Genomic DNA, 20,280 nt, shown 5'->3' with positions numbered 1-20,280 from the left:
ACCAACACTGACATAGTATAAAAATCAGTACAACCGATTTATATTAATTTTATTACGCTCCTTAGAAAATGAAGTTTTAAAGATTCACCAATTCGCCTGCTTTATGGCATTTTCAATATTACTGATATCCGCATTCACTGCATCGCTGTTCAGGTCGGCCAGGGCAGCGCTAAAACTAAACGTCATCAAGACAAACTTATCGGCATTTTTGATAGAAGAAATCCGCCAGCGGGTGACAACAATATCCTCACCATCTTCTTCACCGCGCAGTTCTTCTAAATCACAAAGCACCCCTTCGGTAATGGTTTCGTAATCAGCCTGGGGATAGACACTGTTTATCAGATGCTGTTGTTGCTGTTCATCCTTAACATCAAACTGATAACATTTTATGGTCAGGTTTCCGGCTTCGTGGTTTTGATTGAGTAAAACGATTTCAGGTACCTGACTTCCAAAATTCAACGACTTATCCGGTTTCATATCGGATTCGTGTTGCAACCATTCTTGCGGTAATGTCAAAGTGGCAATGCCAAATAAATCAATACTGTTCATCAGGCACTTTCCCCCATCGGGCCAACATAGGCAAATCGAGGGATTTGCTTGCCGTCAACCAGTACAGTTTCGGTAAACATGCTGAAGGGCCGTATCCACAATTTGCCCTCGCCATACAGGGGCCGGTAAATCACATACAAGCTTTCATCCTCAGAATGGGTGGCCGTATCGATCACCTGATAATCATGGCCTTTGTAATGCCGGTACAATCCGGGTAACAGGGTATTGTTTGCTGAATGTTGACTCATAAATTACTCTTTTTCGGAAAGCAGGGTTGCCTGAGTGCTCACCGCTACAGTTGCATCCTGATGCCACCAGCGCAGCACCCACAATAAGAAAATCAAAACGGGGATACAGGACAACATGATTACTTGTACTGTCCCCCTACTTTTTTTATCATGGATTTTATGGAATGCCAAAGAATTACTTAAATAATGCCATATGCGTATTCGTATGTCAGATACAGTTCAAAGACTCAAGTCTTGTCAGACTCTGAAAGACGACAGTTAAAAGAATTCGATAAGTTTTGCAATAATCACCCTGAATATCAAAAAGCTGAACATGCTGTTTACAGCGACTTAGGCATATCAGCCTACAACGGAGATGAAAGGGAAGCTCTCAAGTCACTACTAGAAGCTGTAAGGCTAAGAAAAATAATACCTGGCAGTATAATTTGTTTTGAACACTTCGACAGGCTCTCTCGCCAAGGCTTCAAAGCGACCTATGACTTGATCACCGAAATCCTAGAACAAGGTGTTAATCTCGCGTTTTTGAAGACTGGAGACATTCTTGAACAGAAACACGCTGATGACGTTTTCAGCGTTACCAAAATTGCAATGTATGCTCATGAAGCCTTTGAAAGTTCGAGGCTTAAAGGAGAAAGGGTCAGCGAGAAATGGAAACAAAAGCAGCAGCAAGCCGCAGACTTTAACAAAGTTATGACAACCAAGATACCAGCTTGGCTGTACGTAGAGACCCACAGTAAAGATAACAGAGAGCTGGTTGTTGACTTTCGCAAAGCCCAAACAGTGAGGCGTATTTTTGAGCTAAGCAAGATTCACGGTAACCCCACAACAGCAAGGATCTTAAATGAGGAAGGCATACAACCTATCTCAGAATTTAATAAATCTGGTTTGTGGCATCCGTCTGGCATCAAGAACATTACTAGAAACCCTGCCGTGCATGGCGAACTGCAATTGTACAGGAGCAAAAAAGGACGAGAGGCAGAGTCACAAATCCTACCAAACTACTACCCCGAAATTATTTCCAAGAAAGAGTTCAACCTCCTGCAACGAACACTCGATAAAAGAGGTAAGCACCTAATAGGAAGAACGACGGATATCTTCGCCAACTTGTTACAGGGGCTTGTCTTTTGTGGCGAGTGCAATGGCAAAATGAATCTGACTTGTAAGAACAAAGGGGGTAATGACAAGTACCTACGTTGCATAGCTGCTAAGTCTGGTTCTGGATGCTCTAATAATCGTTTGTATCGTTATGACCTAATAGAAAAAGCTATGCTCGATGTTACTCAATACAGCTTTAAATCGGTGCTTGCGAGTAACCAACAAGCAATCCGTGACGTTGAAGAAAACATTATTGCTATTGAGCAAGAACTTGACTCACTCAAGAACCGAGAAACCAAATTAACAGCTAGTTTGGGATTCCTCGAAGATGACACCCAATTAATAAAGCAAATCAATAACGTTCAAACACAAATCAAAACTAGTAAAAGACAACTTAAGCTCGCAAGAGAACAGCTAAAACCTGAGGCGGTTATTGGAGAGCAAGAACTAGCACAGCTACTGACAGACTTAAAACGTAGTGGTCAAGACCGCCAAAGAGTAAACCAGTTTCTGAGAGCCACCTACAAGCTTGTTTGTTCTGCGGGTGCTAACGATGTGTTGTCTGTAGAAGTGAACAATGTGCCACCGCAAGCAGAGCCAACAAAAGCCTTTTCACTCAAAGCCAAACCTCAAGCAGGCGGTACACTATTCATTTTAGAACGAGGGAAGTTGTCAGCTTTCACTTATGAGCTTACCCACCAGAAATTGAAAGTAGAACCTCTTTACGACAATGAAACTATGTCATTTATTGAAGAGGTAGAGGTTGAAGATTTTGCATTACAACCTTACATGGAATACCGACTTAAAAAAGGTGCAGTCATTCAATCTCCTATGAAAAGATTTGATATTACTAAACCAGACACAGTAACCCTACCAGACGGAACGAGGGTAAAGGTATTGAAAGTAATCGAGGATTAGAGATTAAGCATCACTTAGGGTCTGAAAATCAGTTCACCTTTGCTCCTCTGAAAACTGCATTCTACCGTTGACTTTATCGGCAAATATTTTCTAAATCGCGATTTAAGACGTTATTTTTATGCAGGTAAGGGGGCAGGCTAGGGTAAACAGAGAAATCACCTTAGAATAGCTTTCAGAGCCTCTGAGAAGCACTTGCACATCTCATCTTATGCTATTAGACGCAAGAGATTTTGTTACATTGAAGTGCTGTGCGCCACACAGTGTTGACAACCATGTTATACTGAAAATAAAGGTCAAATAAAATTTAAGATTAAAAATATCCTATAATATCGGTAATGAAAACACAATTCTAACCCTGTGTCAACATTTCCCTAGACCTTACAGAACATAAGGACCAGTTATCTGGATAGAGGCATGGAAAGCGTTCTAAAAACACTCGTTACTCTAACCCCTTACCGCGTTAACTCAGTCCTCAATACAACAATCCAAAACACTTTAAGAAAGGAGACTTTAAAAATGAATCAACAAGGGAAATCCTTGATCAAAGAATACAATAATAACTTCTTCACTTTGAAGAAAGACAAACCATCTTACCTCACAAAAGGTATTCACTCCTACAATGGAGTTACTCTACCGATCAACTCTTCGCCATCGGCTCATGGCGACAAGGGACAGTCTGTGAAGCGTATGTTGGATACCATACTACGATCCACCATCAAACAGATGGCTATTAACAAAGAACTGGTAGTAGTGAGATTAAACCTCTACCCCGGTAATACATGCTTTGATATCAGCGACTTTATGGACGATCTCAAAGACTCGATTTACCGCAAGTACTATGGGGTCACAACCAATAAACCATCCCCCTACAACCCTGTAGAGTTCATCCGCGTAACAGAGAAGAACTCAGAGGTAATGGTAAACGCCTATCACCACCACCTACTGATCTACTTGCCAAAGACTAGGGATTACTCTACATCAGGGATGGCACAAGCAATCAAGACGATGGCTGACAATAAAATTAAGAAACGACTATGGGACAAGATCACAGGCTGCTATGTAAACCAATGCACTTACAGACAACCAGAGCAAGACTCCGCACATCTTTACAGCTACTTTGGTTGGGACTGGAAGGAGACCCCCTTTGCTTCTTGTTCTGGGTTCTTTCTGCTTGAATCAGACAAGATGGACTTTGAATCTTACCACCAACAACAAGAAGCATTACAAAGATGTTTGGACAATAACACAGGCTCTTACTACATCGACACACGCAAGCTTCAGGAGCGCAAGCAATATGCAGGAAAAGCTATAGGGAACCTCTTTGTTGAATTCTTTTATGCAGCGTCCTACATGGCGAAGGTAGCGAGTAAATACAAGCCTGTGAACGCTGGGAACACTTTCAAGTTTATGCATAGCAGTAGAAACACAACACCATTTGTTTTTAATGAACTTGAAGTGAAACGAGAAGAAGTCAGAATATTGAATGAGATAAGAGATTATCCGCTACGTGCATTTAATTCCACAAATGGAGAAGTAGTATAATCTCGGTTACTGATTCAGGCTAGTGCGTTAAATACTCCCCCCTCCTACCTGTCACTTGGTAGGTGACTCCGAATAAACACCACTAAATACGCACACAGCCTTTATGATACTTGGTTTACAACTCTAAAGACTAATGTGAATTATTCTCAAATACAATTGACAGTTGCTGGTGGTAGTCTTTCTGTATCCCATGAATAGTGTGACCTTGAGGCAATTGATATATAAAATGCAATTATGAATAAATGCATAATATTTTAAAGTTAAAAAGTTGCTTAGGCCCCTTCTAAGAAGCCTCAATCACATAACCAAGCTTCCTTGCTTTTTCTATAAAGTTAGTCAGATTATCTAACGTCCATTGATCGCATACAACTATGGAACCATCGATCAAATTAATAACTTCGTCTTCTTTCATGAAGTGCCTTTTATCTTTTTTTCCTTCGTACTTATTGGATACATAATCAAGTTTGTTAAATACACCGTGAGATCCTCCCTCAAGCTTTTTGGGGAAAGTTAATGACAATTTGTTAAAGCCAATGCCGGGATTATCAGCAACGTATTGTTTAACGACAGCGAGAACCAGCCTATTTTTAGCTAACTTTTTGCCATTAAAAAGGTACTTTGTATTATCTCTTGATTTAGGAGCGCTTTTTTCTTTTACATAGGTTTCATGATCAACGCCTTCATAATGGTTTAATAGTCTTTCAATGACATTGACAGGAGTGTCAAAGCCTTGAGCGAGGTTTTCTAACCTTGAGTAAACAGTGGATGGAACTCTAATAACATGACTCATAATATCACCTTCATCTAAATATCATGTTACATGTTAGCGTTGATAACTGTTAGGTCAAGTTAATTTAAGAGAAGTCCATTCAGGGTGTTCCAAAGTTCATTAGAGTACACCCCAATGCGTACACTTCTACCTGACTACAAAATCAGGCTGTAGCCCCTATTCTTGTGTTGCCATCGGCCCCGAAATCCATTAAGATTTTGAAGTCTTAGATTTAAATAGGTACGTTATATGAGTAACATTGCTTACATAAGAGTCTCAAGCACCGATCAAAATAATGAACGCCAGTTAGCTGATTGTGGTATTACATTTGATAGAATATTCGAGGATGAGTGTTCAGGCAAAGACACAAACAGACCTGCCTTAAAAGCTATGCTTGAGTATGTTCGTGATGGTGATTGTATTCACGTACACGATATCAGTAGATTAGCTCGCAACCTTGAAGACTTGCTAAACCTTGTTAAAGACTTAAATGCTAATGGGATAAGCGTTAGGTTCCACAAGGAAAATTTACACTTCACTGGAGAAGCTAATCCGATGCAAGAGCTAATGCTTTCCATGTTAGGTGCTGTGTATCAGTTTGAAAGGTCAATGCTTCGTGAAAGACAGCTTGAAGGAATAGCAATTGCTCAAGCTGCTGGTAAGTACAAGGGTAGAAGCCCCGACTACACAAGAAACAAGAACATTAAGAAGCTAAGAGCTGAAGGTGTCTCACTTCGTAAGATTGCTAAACAACTAGGTTGTTCTTTGAGTACGGTTCAAAGAACGCTGGAAAAATAAAGTAAAATAAATCAATCGCTTAAGGTATTTTGAAATCATAAACGGAATCCCGATCACCCTATATCAGTTGCTAAACACCCCGACACCCAAATTGGTAGATATTTTCCCAGCTAAGCAGCACCAGCTTTAGAACCAACACCACCCTATTTTTACAAAATTTTGGGAAATTCCCCAAAAACATAACTCCTGTTTATGTGCTTTAACGACCATAGTCTACTAAACCAACAAGACTGTCTTAGGCCGGGACGAAGATTAATCACCTTTTATGTAAGGTATTTTATCTTTGGCTGCTAAACTCCGTTGGTTGTATTCACTGATATAATATGGAAAGTTTGATGAAACCCCTAACAAATATTTTTAGCCTGTTTGTTGTTTTGTTTTTTAGTATGTTTACCAATTTTTCTTTTGCAGAAATTTCTACAACTCCACACGATTATACTGGAGATGGTGTTGCAGATATAATCATGAGGCGCGCGTCAACTTATTCATTTGAAAGCCCATTTGGTGTATCAGAAATATTCGGCAAACAATCAAGCGATATTCCTGTTGCTGGTGATTTTGATGGCGATGGGAAATATGATTTTGCAGTCAGAAGACCCGAGACAGGGTATTGGTATGTATTAAATTCAAGCGGTGGTAATACGAATTCTATTAACCAAGATGGTATTCAAAGAGTCCAATTCGGAAGGAACGCAAGTGATATACCCGTAGTAGGGGATTATGATGGTGATGGTGTACACGACTTTGCAATTAGAAGACCTTCAAATTTAACATGGTATGTAAAGAACTCTTCAGGCTCTGGTTTTAACTCCGATGTTGGAGATGGTATTCAGAGAATCGTATTTGGTAGAGAAGAAACTGACATCCCAGTTCCCGCTGATTACAATGGAGATGGAATTACCGATATGGCTGTTTGGAGGCCTTCGACTCAATATTGGTATATTAAGAACTCTGCAGGGGAAAAAGTTAATTATAATTCTTCCCGAGAAGATGGAATTCAACGCATCATTTTTGGTATAGGTGCAGATGAAGTTCCAATCCCAGCTGATTATGATGGTGACGGCATCTCAGACCTAGCGTTATACAACACAATTTCTTTTGATTGGATGGTTCTTAGTTCACTGACTGGTGAAACAATTACAAAATACAATGTTGGTTCAGGGGAAGAAGATATACCCTTCGCTGCAGACTTTGACTCTGATGGCAAGGCTGACTTCGCAATCTGGAAACCATCAAACCAAACAATAAGTGTTCTCCGAAGTTCGGATGAAAGCACGATTTTGCTAGTTACTGGTAATGAAAATGATTTTCCTGTAGCTACGCCAATCCCGTTAATAATGGACTTGATGCAAGATGATACAGTCACCACCGGACCTGACCCAGTTGCAGAAGAAAGGCAATTATCGCTGAGTATATTTAACCAGTTTGGCGAGCCTGACAACCAACTTTCAATTGATAACCCACTAATCGTCGAGGTAGTAATTACAGATGGAAATGATATGCCATTGGGCGATATTCTTGTTCGGTTTTCTCTTAGCTCGCCGGATTTAGCTACTATCGTGCCAGCTTCAGGTAATGTTTTAACAGGCCAAAATGGTAAAGGTATTATCTCCTTGATAGCGGGAAATGTTGCGGGAGCAGGAATGGTTGAAGCAAGCTTGGATAAGGGCGAAACAGTGCAGCTTGGGTTTGAATCCGATGGTTCTGGTAATTAACTACTTATCTCTGTGACTAACTGGATCGCAATTGAGATTAGCGAAACCATATTCTAATGCTCACGAGAATAGTCTTTTAAAGTGCCAAACTTTTTGGCTAAGAGAACTAGCGAAGCTTTTACTGCGAGAAACTCATTTGGGAATATGCTCTTTGTTTATTAGTATAATTGCTAAAAGTAATAGTAGGGTAAACAGACAAACAATTATCATGGCCTGCCACCCAAGAAAATACAGTACCGCTCCGGCTGACAATGAGGCTGCGGCCTGAATGGCAAACATAACGCCATCGTTCAGCGCCTGTGCCTGAAACCGTTCTTCCGGTAAATAAGCTTTGGGTAATAAACTGGTTCCGGCAGTAAACAGGAAGTTCCAGGCGATGCCTAAGAGCACCAAAGTTACCCAGTAATGCCAGTAGCCGACGGCAAAAAACCCGGCGAGGATACACAATCCAAACATAACAATGCCTGTTAATATGAGCTTTAACTCGCCTATTTTGCCAATCAACCAGCCACTGAAAAAAGACGGTAAAAACATGGCTACTATATGGCTCTGGATCACAACTTTAGTATCCGCCAGGCTGTGATGCTCAAAGACGTGCATATGCACCGGTGTTGCCGTCATGATAAAGGCCATTAAACCGTAACCCAGACTGGCCGAGAGTACCGCCACCACAAATCCCGGATTGCGCAAAAAGCGTTTATTACCGGCTGTTTGCGAAGCGTGTGCCCGGCTCTGTTGTAGTTCTTCTGTCTTTTTGGGTTGATAAAACAAAAACAAAATAAAGCAACAGACCTGGATACAGGCCAGTAAATAAAAAGTCCCCTGAAAACTACCGGGTGTCAGTCCCTGCCCCAGTACAGACAATTCCGGTCCCAAAATAGCAGCTACCAGCCCACCTAATAAAACCAGTGACACCACCTTAGGCACACGATCTAAGCTGACCCATTCTATCGCTGCAAAACGGATTTGCTGAAACCCGGCAATTGCACAGCCCAGCATGGCAGAGGCCAGACAAAATTGCACAAAGGAAGCCTGTTTTACCGCATTTGCGGCCACCAGACTGGCAGCAATTCCCATCACTGCCGCCATCATAAATACCTTTTTACGTCCCAGCTTTCGCATTAACAGAGCAATGGGAGATACCGAAAATGCGGTCCCCAAAATCATCAGTGCCAGAGGCAGTGTGGCATATTGCTGAGCCGGAGCCACCTGCGCACCAAAGATACCCGCCACCAACACCATTAAGGTGCCTGAAGTGGTACTCAGTGCGGCAATAGCGGCTAATAGCCACACAACAGGAGGAAATCGCATTGGTCTTTCTCTTTAGATGGAGCAACCTGCTCCGGGTTAAATTAAATAACGACCTGCTAACATCATCAATCCCGCAGCCGTCGGTTTACCATGCTGCCAATCCCCCCCTTCGACACCGCTACCTGCAATGTCGACGTGAGTATAGGCGTACTGTGTATCATTCAGCCCTGACGCCAGTTGCAAAAACGCCATAGGGAACTGATGGCCTCTGGCCGTCACCGCAGACGCTGCATTGTTAGAGGATAAAATATCATCGGCTTTGGTGCGCGGTTTAACAAAATCGAAATCTTCCCGACGGGAACGCGATATCTCAGCCGGGTCCGCCCACAAGTCGCCCGCAACAGATAATTGCTGAGCACTGTTTTTTGCCCTGGCAACCCCGTTTTCGACCAACGCTGTATAAGGTCCAACGGCACGAGCGGCATGGCCGGTCAGCGTGGCCACTGAAAAGAATTCCGCTTTGTCATCTTCTGCAGCCAGCTCTTTCAGGTGAGTCAATACATCGCATAATACCAGACGTCCTTCGGCATCGGTATTTCCGATACGGACCCTGACGCCGGCGCGACTGGTAATGATTTCATCTGCCACAAAAGCGTTGGAGCCGATGCTATTGCGCACCGCACCCACTTCGGCCACCACTTTTATGCCTTTGGGCTGAATCGCGGCCAGCATTTTCATAAAACCTACCACAGTTGCCGCACCGCCTTTGTCACGACTCATCCCCGCCATGTGACCACCGGTTTTCAGGTCTGCGCCACCTGTGTCATAGGTAATACCCTTTCCGGCCAGGTACAAACTGTGCTCAATTGGTCCCTCGCCTTCATAAGTCATGGTAATAACACGTGCCTGATGGCGTTCTACCGACTCAGACGAACGAGCCACGGCAAACAATAAAGGGTAGTCTTTTTCCAATTGGCGTTGGTTGCTGATCACTTCCACCTTTACCGCGCTACCCGCTAAGGCAGAGACACAATAGTCTGCAAAACCGGGGGGGGGCCATACGCTCCGGTTCAGTGCCACACAAATCTCGCGCCACGCGTTTTCCCGCTTCAGCTGCCATCAACCAGGAGGAAGACGTCACAGAATCGCCGGTAATAAGGCCAATTTCCTGAATGGGTTCGATATCATCCTCACGCAGCGCTTCACGCGCTTCCAGGGGTTGCCACAATCCCTGGGTAAACCCGAGGTAGGCGGCACCAATGGCATTTTGAAAGTTTTGACCTTCTGCGGCTTCCACCCACATCAGCGGCTTGCGTATACCCGCCGACACTGCCACTTTTGCGGCTTTATTGGCCACATCGAAATACCGTCTGACATCGTCATAATAACGTGAAAGCTCCCCGGTTGGGGCAAAAACAATACGCTTTCCGGGAACGTTTTCACCACTGAACAGCAATACTTCAGCATCCACTCTGGCGTCTATTTCCTGATGTTTTAGTAGCGCAGTTTTAATGCTGGTGTCGGTAACGGCTTCCGCCTTGGGGGCCACGACGATCAGGGCATCCCAATCTGAGGATTGGGCCAATGCATCGGCGATACTGTTAATGTCGATAATATTTGGATAAGCCATGGGAAAACTCCTTGTTATCGGGTTTGATACCAACCTCTGTAAGCGACGATTGATATTAGGCAAATGAAGAAAATGAGGTGCTCATTTTGCCGGGTTCAGCGCAGCGTCACAAGCCACTGACAAAACCATCTATTCAAAAATACCGGTAAATTGTGCAGTTAAGATTCCGTTTCGCCGCCGCCCCCGGCTTCAAACCGCAATGGCAGTTGCCGACTATCGGCTTCGTGGGGCATGGCCACATGTAATCCTACCAGGCGAATACCGCGTTTTTGCTGACGAGCCAGAATTTGTGGTATTAAGGTCTCAAAGGTACTTAACGATACCACCTGAGTGCGTTGGTCCATGGTGGTTTGTTGAAAATCAGAAAATTTCAGTTTTATTCCCTGATTGTGAACGGTGAGATTTGGGCTTACCTTTTTCAGCCTTTTGATCAGTTTAGGGTAGAGCTTATGAATAATCTCCAGACATTGCTGCTGCGTGTGAATATCCTGGGCCAGTGTCGTTTCGATACCCACGGATTTTCGTTCACGGTGAGTGCTGAGCGCTCTGTCATCCACCGCATGACAGCGATCCCAAAGTATCTTACCAAACTTGCCAAATTGTTTTAGCAATCGCTCTCTGGGATAGTTTTGCACGTCGGCGCAAGTTTCCAGCCCCAACAATGCCAGCTTTTCCTGAGTAACCTTACCTACGCCTGGAATTTTCTTGAGTGGTAATCTGGTGACAAATTCCAGCAGTTTTTGTGGTGGGATGACACACAGTCCATCGGGCTTGTTTTCATCACTGGCAACCTTTGCCACGAACTTTATGGGCGCCACACCGGCAGACGCCGTTAGACCGGTTTCATCGAATATTGCCTGTCGGATGTCTTGCGCTATCCGTGTTGCACTACCTGCAAACAGGGTGGAATCGGAAACATCCAAAAAGGCTTCATCTAAAGACAGGGGTTCAACGATGTCAGTGTAGCGTTTAAATATCGCTTTTATTTTGCGTGACTCTTCCACATACACATCCATGCGCCCCGGCACCAATGTCAGGTGCGGACATAGCTTCATAGCGTGCGCAGTCGCCATGGCAGAGCGAACCCCGAATTTTCTGGCCGGATAATTACAGGTGGATATCACCCCTCTGCGATCAGAGCTCCCCCCGATGGCAATCGGAATTCCACGCAACGCTGGATTGTCTCGCATCTCCACGGCAGCATAGAAGCAGTCCATATCGATGTGAATGAATTTACGCAAAACACACTGAAACACTGTTTATTTGAACAGTATTCTAGTGGATTTTTAGGCGAATTAATACGGTTTTTAGCTGGTGGGATTATGTTGCAGCAGTGAGGTTGATTTGCGGAACCTGCAGACCGTCACTGAGAGTGTATCCCTGCACTTGCAATGACCTGGGCAACATCCGTGTTGCCTATCTTGAGTTTTTTTCTGGCCATTCGACGTGTTGCACCAAAGGGCCTGATTCTCATGAACTTCGAACACAATCACGGCGGACCTGTAAAAGAACACAGGCAACGCGCCGACAATAGTGCCATTAAAGCAATGTTTAAATTAACCTCTGTCTTGCTGGAAAGCTCCGGCCAGGCAGACTAAACCTTGAACTGTTTCAGCACTTCGTCCAGATTGCTGGCCAGACGCTTAAGCTCTGAGATGTTTTTCTCAACGTCTTTACTTTCCATGACAGTTTCATCGGCCAGTTCAGTAATGTGGCTGACGTTTCTGGCAATTTCTTCAGCTGTATATGATTGCTGCGTGTTGGCAGCTACGATACTTTGCATTTGCTGTTGGATTTGCTCTACACCAGAGAACGCCTGATCTAACACGGTTTGCAAATCAGCCACCCGTTGCACACCAGACTCCGCCTGGGAATTACTGGCGGTCATGGCCTGACTGGCTTGTTTTGCCGTAGTTTGCAGGGCGCCAATGATTTCCTGGATATGGCGGGTGGATTCCTGGGTACGACTGGCCAGGGTTCTGACTTCATCCGCGACCACAGCAAAACCACGTCCCATTTCACCAGCGCGGGCCGCTTCAATAGCCGCGTTGAGGGCTAACAAATTGGTTTGTTCGGTAATGGCAGAGATAACGTCCAGCACTTCACCAATTTTATCGGTTTCCGCTTCCAGCGCGGCAACAACCGTCGCGGCTTCGCCAATCTGCGTCGACAAAGAGTTGATATCACCAACAGCCGATTTTACTACGGCGCTGCCTTTGTCCATTTCAGCTTTTACATTGTCCGCCACTTCCATAGCACCACTGGTATTGCGGGAAACGTCTTTACTGGTTTCGGCCATTTCATAACTGGCGCTGGCGACCGATTCAATTTCGCTCTTTTCGTTATTCACCAGATCCAGGTTGTGTTGCGTGATCTCACTAACGCTTTTGGTTGTACGGTTAACCTCGGTAGTAATATCCATGGTCTGTTTTACCAGGGCCTGGATCTTGTCCATAAAGCGATTGAATTCGCTGGCCAGCTGACCAATTTCATCTTCGCGCTTTAAATCAATGCGTTTAGTCAGGTCGCCATCGCCGCGGGAAATGTCTTTCATGGCGTGTACCATGCTGTTCAGCGGATTAAGCATAGGACGCACAATCATGAACACCATCACTGCAATAATGGCCAACATAATAATCATCAGGAAAGTGACCTGCCATACGGCACTGGTCACCGGCGCACTAATTGCTTCGTCCGGCACCATAAAGCCCAGTTTCCAGTTGAAGTAAGGGTATTCACCGGCAACTTTATCGAAGATGACTTTGTAGTGTTCATCTTTCCAGTACACTTGTGTGACCCCGCTGTCCTGGCGGGTAACCATATTTTTTAACTGGGCAAAACCTTCAGTATCACTAAAAATACTGTCAACCTTGCTCATATCCGACCCCGGAGGGAAGCGTTCATTGAAGCCGGGAAAATATACCAACACCCCTTTGTCGGTTACCAGAAACGCATTACCCATGCCCTGATATTTGATTTTACTCAGCAGCTCTTCGCCAATGGTGGAAATCAGAATGTCCATACCGCCGATACCCAGAAAACGGCCGTTGCGGTTCACCACGGTTTTAATGGTGGCTGAAATTGAACCGTCGTTTGCATCCACTGCCGGATCTGACAGGTATAAGCGCCCCTTATCCTGGGCTTCAAACCACCAGGGGCGTTTATTGGTGTAATAATTAGGGTCGCCGTCGTAACGGCCATTTAAATCGAAATATTCAAATGTATTGGCAGAGCCAAAGAAGACACTTTTTATCGCCGCGTCTTTATCGGAGAAAAACTTAAAAAAGTCCCAAACCTTGCGATAATCTTCATCATTGGAAATATCACTGCGGCGGTCGTCGTAATCTTCAAACCAATCCAATACCAGCGGATTAGCAAATACACTGTGGATCACCTGCCCCTTGGCATAGAAAAAACCGGCAATTTCTGTGGCTTTTTGGGATACGATGTTTTGAATATCGCCGTTGACGCGTTCAATCGTGCTGGATTTCACTTGTTGCACCTGCCAAATTCCATATAGCAAAAACAAACAAGCGATTCCCGAAACACAAACAGCGATCAGTCTTTGACTAATAGACTTCTGAAACCACATATTGCAACCTTATTGATTTAATTTTTATTGTACTTACGCCTAACCTTAACGGCCGCGCTCAAAATTTGTTGAGTCGGATTCAACCTGAGCCTGCAGAGCTGTGCTACACAAGGCTACTGACAAGATGAATGAGCTCTGAGATGACTGGATACAGTGATGGATGTCATCTAAAACGATGCTTATTGTCTGAATTTAAGCCAGACATGTAAAGGATTGTAAGCGCTTTATTGCATCAATGACAGATGGAAAATAAACCGCATAGCGTGAAACAAAGTTTACTTTATGGAGTAGAGTCAGGCATCTGACGACCAGATGCCCGTAAATAACCGTGACGCTGACAATTAAACAATTTTATTGTTTTGCCATTCCTCAATCTTTTTTTGCCGGGCTTCTTCCCGTTCAATACGGGCCTTTTTACGATCACAGGGTTCAGGGCAGTCACATGCCTTGTCGATGCCCAATGCACCGAGCCCACCGCAGGAGCCTGAAATTGTTTTATTTTGTAAAATATAACCAATTGCCATTGCGGCAACGACTATTAAAAAGAACACGAATGCTAACAGAAAGGTACTCACTGCGTACTTACCCTTTTTTACTCATAAATGAATCAAAACCCGGCGTAGTATACTCTTTAAACTCGCCATTTTCTCGGGTAATCAACAAAACCGCCAGATCATTTTCCAATGCCATAGCCAGCCCCGCATCTTTACCCATTACTGCAATTGCCGTGGAATATCCGTCAGCGGTTAAACAGGAAGGATGCACCACAGTAACAGAGACCAGATTATGCTGAATTGGCTTTCCGGTTTTTGGATCAATGAGATGGGAGTAACGCATACCGTCTTCTTCATAATAATTGCGGTAGTCGCCTGATGTCGCGATAGCGTTATTACCAACAGTGATAATTTCCTGTATTGCCCGCTCAAGAGAAACCGGTTTTTCAATAGCAATTCGCCACGCCTGGCCATTGCGCTTAACACCTGCCACACGCATTTCTCCGCCTATCTCTACCAGATAATTGTCAATGCCAAAAGACGCGACTATCTCCGCCACCTGGTCAACACCATAGCCTTTTGCCACGGTGGACAAATCTACGTACATATCCGGATGAGCCCGGCTTAAACTGTTACCGCTTACGGATAGTTTATCAATGCCCACTCTGGCTCTGGCAGCATCGATATCCACATCGGAGGGGATCACTTCCGGTCTGGCCTGAGGACCAAATCCCCAGAGGTTTACCAAAGGTCCGACGGTGATATCCAGATACTGATTGCTCAGTTTGCCAATACGCAAAGCTTCTTCAACCACCACCAATGTTTCAGAGGACAGTGGGTAGGGTTCGGTGCTTTTTGTCTGGTTCAGCATCGACAACTCAGACGCAGGGTCGTAAGTAGACATCAGCTTGTTGATATGTACCAACTCATCATCAATGCGTTGCTGCAGCAATGTGCTGTCAGTTGTATTTTCTGACCAGTATTTAATATTGTAGGTCGTGCCCATCGTCGGGCCAGACAGATGGACTTCCGCTGGAGGTTGCTGGCACCCTGCCACCAACATTAAGCAAAGGGCTATCAGGGTAAATAGGCAGACGCGAAGTGATACTATGTTCATGTTTAAAACTTAAAATCGTTGCTAATTAGGGCCTATTAAAAAAGGGGCCTTAGCCCCTTTTTTCAAATATTTACTGTCTTAACCGCCAAAGTCGTCCAGCATAATGTTATCGCCTTCTACGCCCAGGTCTTTGAGCATATTGATAACCGCCGCGTTCATCATAGGTGGTCCACACATATAGAATTCACAATCTTCCGGCGCCGGGTGATCCTTCAGGTAGTTTTCTAACAATACCTGGTGGATAAAGCCGGTATAGCCTTCCCAGTTATCTTCTGGCTGTGGATCAGACAAGGCCACATGCCACTGGAAGTTATCGTTTTCATCCTGCAGCATATCGAAATCTTCTACATAGAACATTTCACGCAGTGAACGGGCACCGTACCAGAAAGAAATCTTGCGGTCTGATTTAAGACGACGCAGCTGATCGAAGATGTGCGAACGCATCGGCGCCATACCTGCACCACCGCCGACAAACACCATTTCAGCCTGGGTTTCTTTCGCAAAGAATTCACCAAATGGACCAGAAATAGTGGCTTTGTCACCTTCTTTCAGACTCCAGATGTAAGAAGACATCTTACCGGCCGGCAGGCTCAGGTTATTAGGTGGCGGCGTAGCGATACGCACGTTCAACATAATAATGCCTTCTTCTTCCGGATAGTTAGCCATGGAATAAGCACGGATGGTTTCATCATCCACTTTAGATTCGATATCAAAGAAACCGAAACGCTCCCAGTCAGGACGATATTCCGCCGGGATATCGAAGTCCTTGTATTTAACGTGGTGAGCAGGGGCTTCGATCTGAATATAACCACCCGCACGGAAAGGTACACTCTCCCCGTTTGGAATCTTCAGCTTAAGCTCCTTGATGAAAGTGGCCTTGTTGTCGTTAGAAATAACTTCACAATCCCACTTCTTGATACCGAAAATTTCTTCCGGTAATTCAATGTCCATATCTTGCTTAATAGCAACCTGGCAGGACAAACGGCAACCTTCACGGGCCTCGCGCTTGGTAATGTGATCCAGCTCGGTGGGCAGGATTTCACCACCACCGGCTTTGATATCGACACGGCACTGGCCGCAAGAGCCACCACCACCGCAAGCAGAGCTTACGAAAATACCATTTTCCGCCAGGGCACCCAGCAGCTTGCCACCCGGTGATGCGGTGATCGCTTTATCAGGATCACCATTAATCAGAATTTTAACATCGCCGGTGGGAACCAGCTTCGATTTAGCGAACATGATAATAAACACCAATGCCAAAACGATAGCGATAAACATACCTACGCCGAGGTAAATATCAGTTGGATTCATAATCTTTTATTCCTCTCCTGACGCCGCTTAGATTGATACACCGGAGAAGGACTGGAAGCCCAACGCCATCAAACCAGCAATAATAAATACAGACCCCAGGCCACGAACACCTTCAGGCATGTCTGCATACTTCAGCTTTTCACGAATACCGGCTAACAGGACAATGGCAATCGCCCAGCCCGCACCACTACCTACACCGAAAAAGATGCTTTCGGTAAAGGTGTATTCTTTCTGGATAGCAAAGGCCACACCACCAAAGATGGCGCAGTTAACCGTGATCAAAGGTAAGAAGATCCCCAGTGCGTTGTACAATGCCGGGAAAAACTTATCTAAGGTCATTTCCAGAATCTGAACCAGTGCAGCAATAACACCGATAAAGGTCAGGAAGCTCAAAAAGCTCAGGTCAGCCTCAGGGAAACCGGCCCATTCAAGCGCACCAGGAGCCAGAACGTTTGAATACACCAATTGGTTTACCGGCACTGAAATACCCAGTACTACGATTACCGCAACACCCAGACCCATTGCCGTTTTGACCTTTTTCGATACCGCCAAAAAGGTACACATACCGAAAAAGTAGAAAAGTGCCATGTTCTCAAGGAAGATTGAGCGCACTAACAAGCTAATATAATGTTCCACTTTATTTACTCCTTAGGCTCTACTTGTTCCGGACGAATGGTACGGATGAACCAAATCAAGCCACCAATCAGGAAGAACGAACTAAACGGCAGAATCAGCAGGCCATTACCCTGATACCAGCCACCGTTTTGTACCAGTGGCAGAATTTCATATCCTAATAACGTACCGAAACCACCCAATTCTTTGATCGTACCAATAACAATCAAGACAAATGAGTAACCCAGGCCGTTACCGATACCATCGAGGAAGCTCATGGTAGGTGGACTCTTCATAGCGTAAGCCTCAGCACGGCCCATAACGATACAGTTGGTGATAATCAGTCCAACGAATACCGAGAGCTGTTTTGACACTTCATAGGAATAGGCTTTTAATACCTGGTCAACCAGAATTACCAGTGAGGCGATAATGGTCATCTGAATGATGATACGCACGCTGGAAGGGATCTGATTGCGAATTAACGAGATAAATAAATTAGAAAACGCCGTTACAAAGGTCAGTGCCGCTGACATGACCAGTGCGGTTTCCAGTTTTGTAGTTACTGCCAATGCTGAGCAAATACCCAGGATTTGCAGTGCAATTGGGTTACTGTCCAGGATGGGCCCGAACAATACCTTTTTCATTTCTTTTGCATTGCTAGACATTGTGCCTCTCCTTATGACTTAAGCCATGGCTTATTAGCCAGAAAGTTACCCAACGCGCGATCACTTAACCAATAGTCTAGTGACGCCTGAACACCGTTGGAGGTCAAAGTTGCACCTGAAAGTGCATCCACTGTGTGCGGATTATCGGCGCTGGCATTTTTCTTCAGTTGAATAGCAACGTCACCATCTTTAAACAGCTTTTTACCATCCCAAAGCGCCTTCCAGGCCGGGTTCTGAACCTCACCACCCAATCCAGGAGTTTCTTTCTGATCATAATAGATCAGGCTACGCACTGTATTGCCATCAGCATCAACCGCCAGCAATCCATACATCAGGTTCCAAAGACCGCTGCCGTACACTTCCAAAACCAGTCGGGTTACGTCTCCGGCTTCGTTTTTAATATGGTACACGCTGACCACTTTCGAATGACGGAACACCTTTGCCGTATCTGGCTTAGGGCGAACCTGATATTCGTCGTCTTTGGCGTATTTGAACATGTCGAAATCTTCCGGTACTTCAACGTACTGGCCAGATTCTAAATCCACATAACGCTCTTCAACGAATTCGTCATAAGTACCGGCAATGTCGCCAGCGGCTTTATCTAACAGACCTGCCGCTTCTAATACGTTGGTTTGTTTGTCCAACTGGGCATTAGCCGTTTGCAGACTTCTAAGGCCTACCGCTGCTGTAGAAACAACAATAGAGCAGGCAAGACATACAGCGACAACGATGCCAACTGTTCTTCCAAGAGTTTCTTTACGCGCTGACACGTGCCATCCTCCGTTTAATATTGCTCTGAGCCACGAAATAATCAAACAGCGGCGCCCATAAGTTAGCAAACAGAATTGCCAACATCATGCCTTCCGGGAAGGCCGGGTTCAGGACTCTGACCAGCACACACATTGCGCCAATCAATAAACCATACGCCCACTTACCTTGATTGGTAAAAGATGCAGAAACCGGATCAGTTGCCATAAAGAACATACCAAAAGCAAAACCACCAGTAACCAGATGCCAATACCAGGGCATTGCCATCATTGGGTTGGTATCACTGCCAATCAGGTTTAACAATGTCGCGAAGATAGCGGCACCGAGTAACACACCTAAAACGATGCGCCACGAAGCAATCCGCAAATAAATAATAAATAACCCGCCCAGTGCTAGCATCAGTGTAGACACTTCACCTGCTGAGCCCTGGATGTTGCCGTAGAAGGCATCCCACCACAGCGCAACGTTGCTGTAATCCAGCGCACCAGAAGCCGCCTGACTTAACATAGTTGCACCTGAGTAGCCGTCGGCCGCCGTCCAGATAGCATCACCGGAGATTTGCGCCGGATAAGCAAAATACAGGAAAGCACGACCCGATAGCGCCGGGTTAAGGAAGTTACGACCAGTACCACCAAAGACTTCTTTGGCAATAACCACACCGAAAGTAATACCCAGTGCAACTTGCCACAAAGGAATTGTTGCCGGTAAGGTCAGAGCGAACAGTACCGAAGTCACGAAGAAGCCTTCGTTAACTTCGTGTTTGCGGATAGAGGCAAACAGCACTTCCCAGAAACCACCTACAATGAAGGTCACGGCATAGATTGGCAGGAAGAAACAGGCACCATAGCCCATCATGCCCAACCAGGACACGCCGTCTACGCCCAGTTGTCCACCGAATGCGGTAAACAGGGCAGCTTGCCATACATCTGGTAAAGCCACCGCACCAGCGCCATTCAAAATGGCAAGGTGTGCTTGCTGACCAATGTTGAACATGCCGTAAAACATCGCCGGGAAGGTAGCCATCCACACCAAAATCATGATGCGTTTCAGGTCAATACTGTCTTTAACGTGAGTAGACCCTTTGGTGACCTTGCCAGGTGTATAGAAAATGGTAGCTGCGGCTTCGTAAAGCGCATACCACTTCTCGTGTTTGCCACCCGGTTCGAAATCGGGTTCAATCTTTTCGAGATACTCTTTTAAACTCAT

The 20,280-nt window shown here is 45.1% G+C and carries 18 protein-coding genes and 1 pseudogene; 5 read left to right on the top strand and 14 right to left on the bottom strand.

From position 1 onward, the window contains the following. Positions 1 to 84: 84 nt before the first annotated feature. Together LJ740_RS07210 and LJ740_RS07205 are read right to left on the bottom strand one after the other, a co-directional pair. The gene (locus LJ740_RS07210) at positions 85 to 549 is read right to left on the bottom strand and encodes a hypothetical protein (RefSeq protein WP_229528400.1); all 465 of its coding nucleotides are present in this window, start codon (positions 547 to 549) and stop codon (positions 85 to 87) included. Further along, positions 549 to 797, bottom strand: a complete 249-nt coding sequence (locus tag LJ740_RS07205) for a DUF1653 domain-containing protein (protein ID WP_229528399.1) — start codon at positions 795 to 797, stop codon at positions 549 to 551. The genes LJ740_RS07210 and LJ740_RS07205 overlap by 1 nt, the downstream gene beginning before the upstream one ends. 234 nt (positions 798 to 1,031) lie before the next feature. Between LJ740_RS07205 and LJ740_RS07200 the strand changes: the two genes are divergently transcribed. Continuing rightward, on the top strand, positions 1,032 to 2,810 hold the full coding sequence (locus LJ740_RS07200) for a recombinase family protein (RefSeq protein ID WP_229528398.1): 1,779 nt from the start codon (positions 1,032 to 1,034) through the stop codon (positions 2,808 to 2,810). Positions 2,811 to 3,224: 414 nt separating this feature from the next. After that, complete coding sequence (locus tag LJ740_RS07195) at positions 3,225 to 4,352, top strand: hypothetical protein (protein WP_229528397.1); 1,128 nt, start codon at positions 3,225 to 3,227, stop codon at positions 4,350 to 4,352. A 283-nt stretch (positions 4,353 to 4,635) separates the two neighbouring features. Here the strand turns inward: LJ740_RS07195 and LJ740_RS07190 are convergent, their stop codons facing one another. Then, positions 4,636 to 5,142, bottom strand: coding sequence for a hypothetical protein (locus LJ740_RS07190; RefSeq protein WP_229528396.1), 507 nt, complete (start codon positions 5,140 to 5,142; stop codon positions 4,636 to 4,638). A 228-nt stretch (positions 5,143 to 5,370) separates the two neighbouring features. Between LJ740_RS07190 and LJ740_RS07185 the strand changes: the two genes are divergently transcribed. Further along, positions 5,371 to 5,919 carry a recombinase family protein gene (locus LJ740_RS07185; RefSeq protein ID WP_229528395.1) on the top strand — a complete coding sequence of 183 codons (549 nt, stop codon included), beginning with the start codon at positions 5,371 to 5,373 and terminating at the stop codon, positions 5,917 to 5,919. 335 nt (positions 5,920 to 6,254) lie between these two features. Further along, positions 6,255 to 7,634 (top strand): FG-GAP repeat domain-containing protein, encoded by a 1,380-nt coding sequence (locus LJ740_RS07180; RefSeq protein ID WP_229528394.1) that lies wholly within the window; start codon positions 6,255 to 6,257, stop codon positions 7,632 to 7,634. 132 nt (positions 7,635 to 7,766) lie between these two features. Here LJ740_RS07180 and LJ740_RS07175 read toward each other — a convergent pair whose 3' ends face one another. From LJ740_RS07175 to dinB, 3 genes and pseudogenes are all read right to left on the bottom strand, one after another. After that, positions 7,767 to 8,945 (bottom strand): MFS transporter, encoded by a 1,179-nt coding sequence (locus LJ740_RS07175; protein WP_229528393.1) that lies wholly within the window; start codon positions 8,943 to 8,945, stop codon positions 7,767 to 7,769. Between the two features lie 36 nt (positions 8,946 to 8,981). Then, positions 8,982 to 10,515: pseudogene (locus tag LJ740_RS07170) on the bottom strand (M17 family metallopeptidase). Positions 10,516 to 10,673: 158 nt separating this feature from the next. Beyond that, a complete protein-coding gene (dinB, locus tag LJ740_RS07165) occupies positions 10,674 to 11,756 on the bottom strand; it encodes a DNA polymerase IV (protein WP_229528392.1) in 1,083 nt (360 codons plus the stop codon). A gap of 150 nt (positions 11,757 to 11,906) precedes the next feature. Between dinB and LJ740_RS07160 the strand changes: the two genes are divergently transcribed. Continuing rightward, positions 11,907 to 12,113, top strand: a complete 207-nt coding sequence (locus LJ740_RS07160) for a hypothetical protein (RefSeq protein WP_229528391.1) — start codon at positions 11,907 to 11,909, stop codon at positions 12,111 to 12,113. Here LJ740_RS07160 and LJ740_RS07155 read toward each other — a convergent pair. From LJ740_RS07155 to LJ740_RS07120, 8 genes are all read right to left on the bottom strand, one after another. After that, positions 12,110 to 14,008 (bottom strand): methyl-accepting chemotaxis protein, encoded by a 1,899-nt coding sequence (locus tag LJ740_RS07155; RefSeq protein ID WP_229528390.1) that lies wholly within the window; start codon positions 14,006 to 14,008, stop codon positions 12,110 to 12,112. The two genes, LJ740_RS07160 and LJ740_RS07155, sit on opposite strands and share 4 nt — an antisense overlap. A 440-nt stretch (positions 14,009 to 14,448) precedes the next feature. Beyond that, positions 14,449 to 14,682: a (Na+)-NQR maturation NqrM gene (nqrM, locus tag LJ740_RS07150; protein WP_229528389.1), complete on the bottom strand. Its 234-nt coding sequence runs from the start codon at positions 14,680 to 14,682 to the stop codon at positions 14,449 to 14,451. A 7-nt stretch (positions 14,683 to 14,689) separates the two neighbouring features. Further along, a complete protein-coding gene (locus LJ740_RS07145; RefSeq protein ID WP_229528388.1) occupies positions 14,690 to 15,718 on the bottom strand; it encodes an FAD:protein FMN transferase in 1,029 nt (342 codons plus the stop codon). A 78-nt stretch (positions 15,719 to 15,796) separates the two neighbouring features. After that, complete coding sequence (nqrF, locus tag LJ740_RS07140; RefSeq protein ID WP_229528387.1) at positions 15,797 to 17,029, bottom strand: NADH:ubiquinone reductase (Na(+)-transporting) subunit F; 1,233 nt, start codon at positions 17,027 to 17,029, stop codon at positions 15,797 to 15,799. 27 nt (positions 17,030 to 17,056) lie between these two features. Beyond that, complete coding sequence (nqrE, locus tag LJ740_RS07135) at positions 17,057 to 17,665, bottom strand: NADH:ubiquinone reductase (Na(+)-transporting) subunit E (protein WP_229528386.1); 609 nt, start codon at positions 17,663 to 17,665, stop codon at positions 17,057 to 17,059. A 5-nt stretch (positions 17,666 to 17,670) separates the two neighbouring features. Next, the gene (locus LJ740_RS07130; RefSeq protein WP_229528385.1) at positions 17,671 to 18,306 is read right to left on the bottom strand and encodes an NADH:ubiquinone reductase (Na(+)-transporting) subunit D; all 636 of its coding nucleotides are present in this window, start codon (positions 18,304 to 18,306) and stop codon (positions 17,671 to 17,673) included. A gap of 11 nt (positions 18,307 to 18,317) precedes the next feature. Beyond that, on the bottom strand, positions 18,318 to 19,076 hold the full coding sequence (locus LJ740_RS07125; protein ID WP_229528384.1) for a Na(+)-translocating NADH-quinone reductase subunit C: 759 nt from the start codon (positions 19,074 to 19,076) through the stop codon (positions 18,318 to 18,320). Beyond that, positions 19,063 to 20,280, bottom strand: coding sequence for an NADH:ubiquinone reductase (Na(+)-transporting) subunit B (locus tag LJ740_RS07120; RefSeq protein ID WP_229528383.1), 1,218 nt, complete (start codon positions 20,278 to 20,280; stop codon positions 19,063 to 19,065). Before LJ740_RS07120 ends, LJ740_RS07125 begins: the two co-directional genes overlap by 14 nt.

It is taken from the genome of Planctobacterium marinum (assembly GCF_020687805.1).
In the GTDB taxonomy this organism is placed as follows: domain Bacteria; phylum Pseudomonadota; class Gammaproteobacteria; order Enterobacterales; family Alteromonadaceae; genus Planctobacterium; species Planctobacterium marinum.
This window is presented reverse-complemented; position numbering and strand designations above follow the sequence as displayed.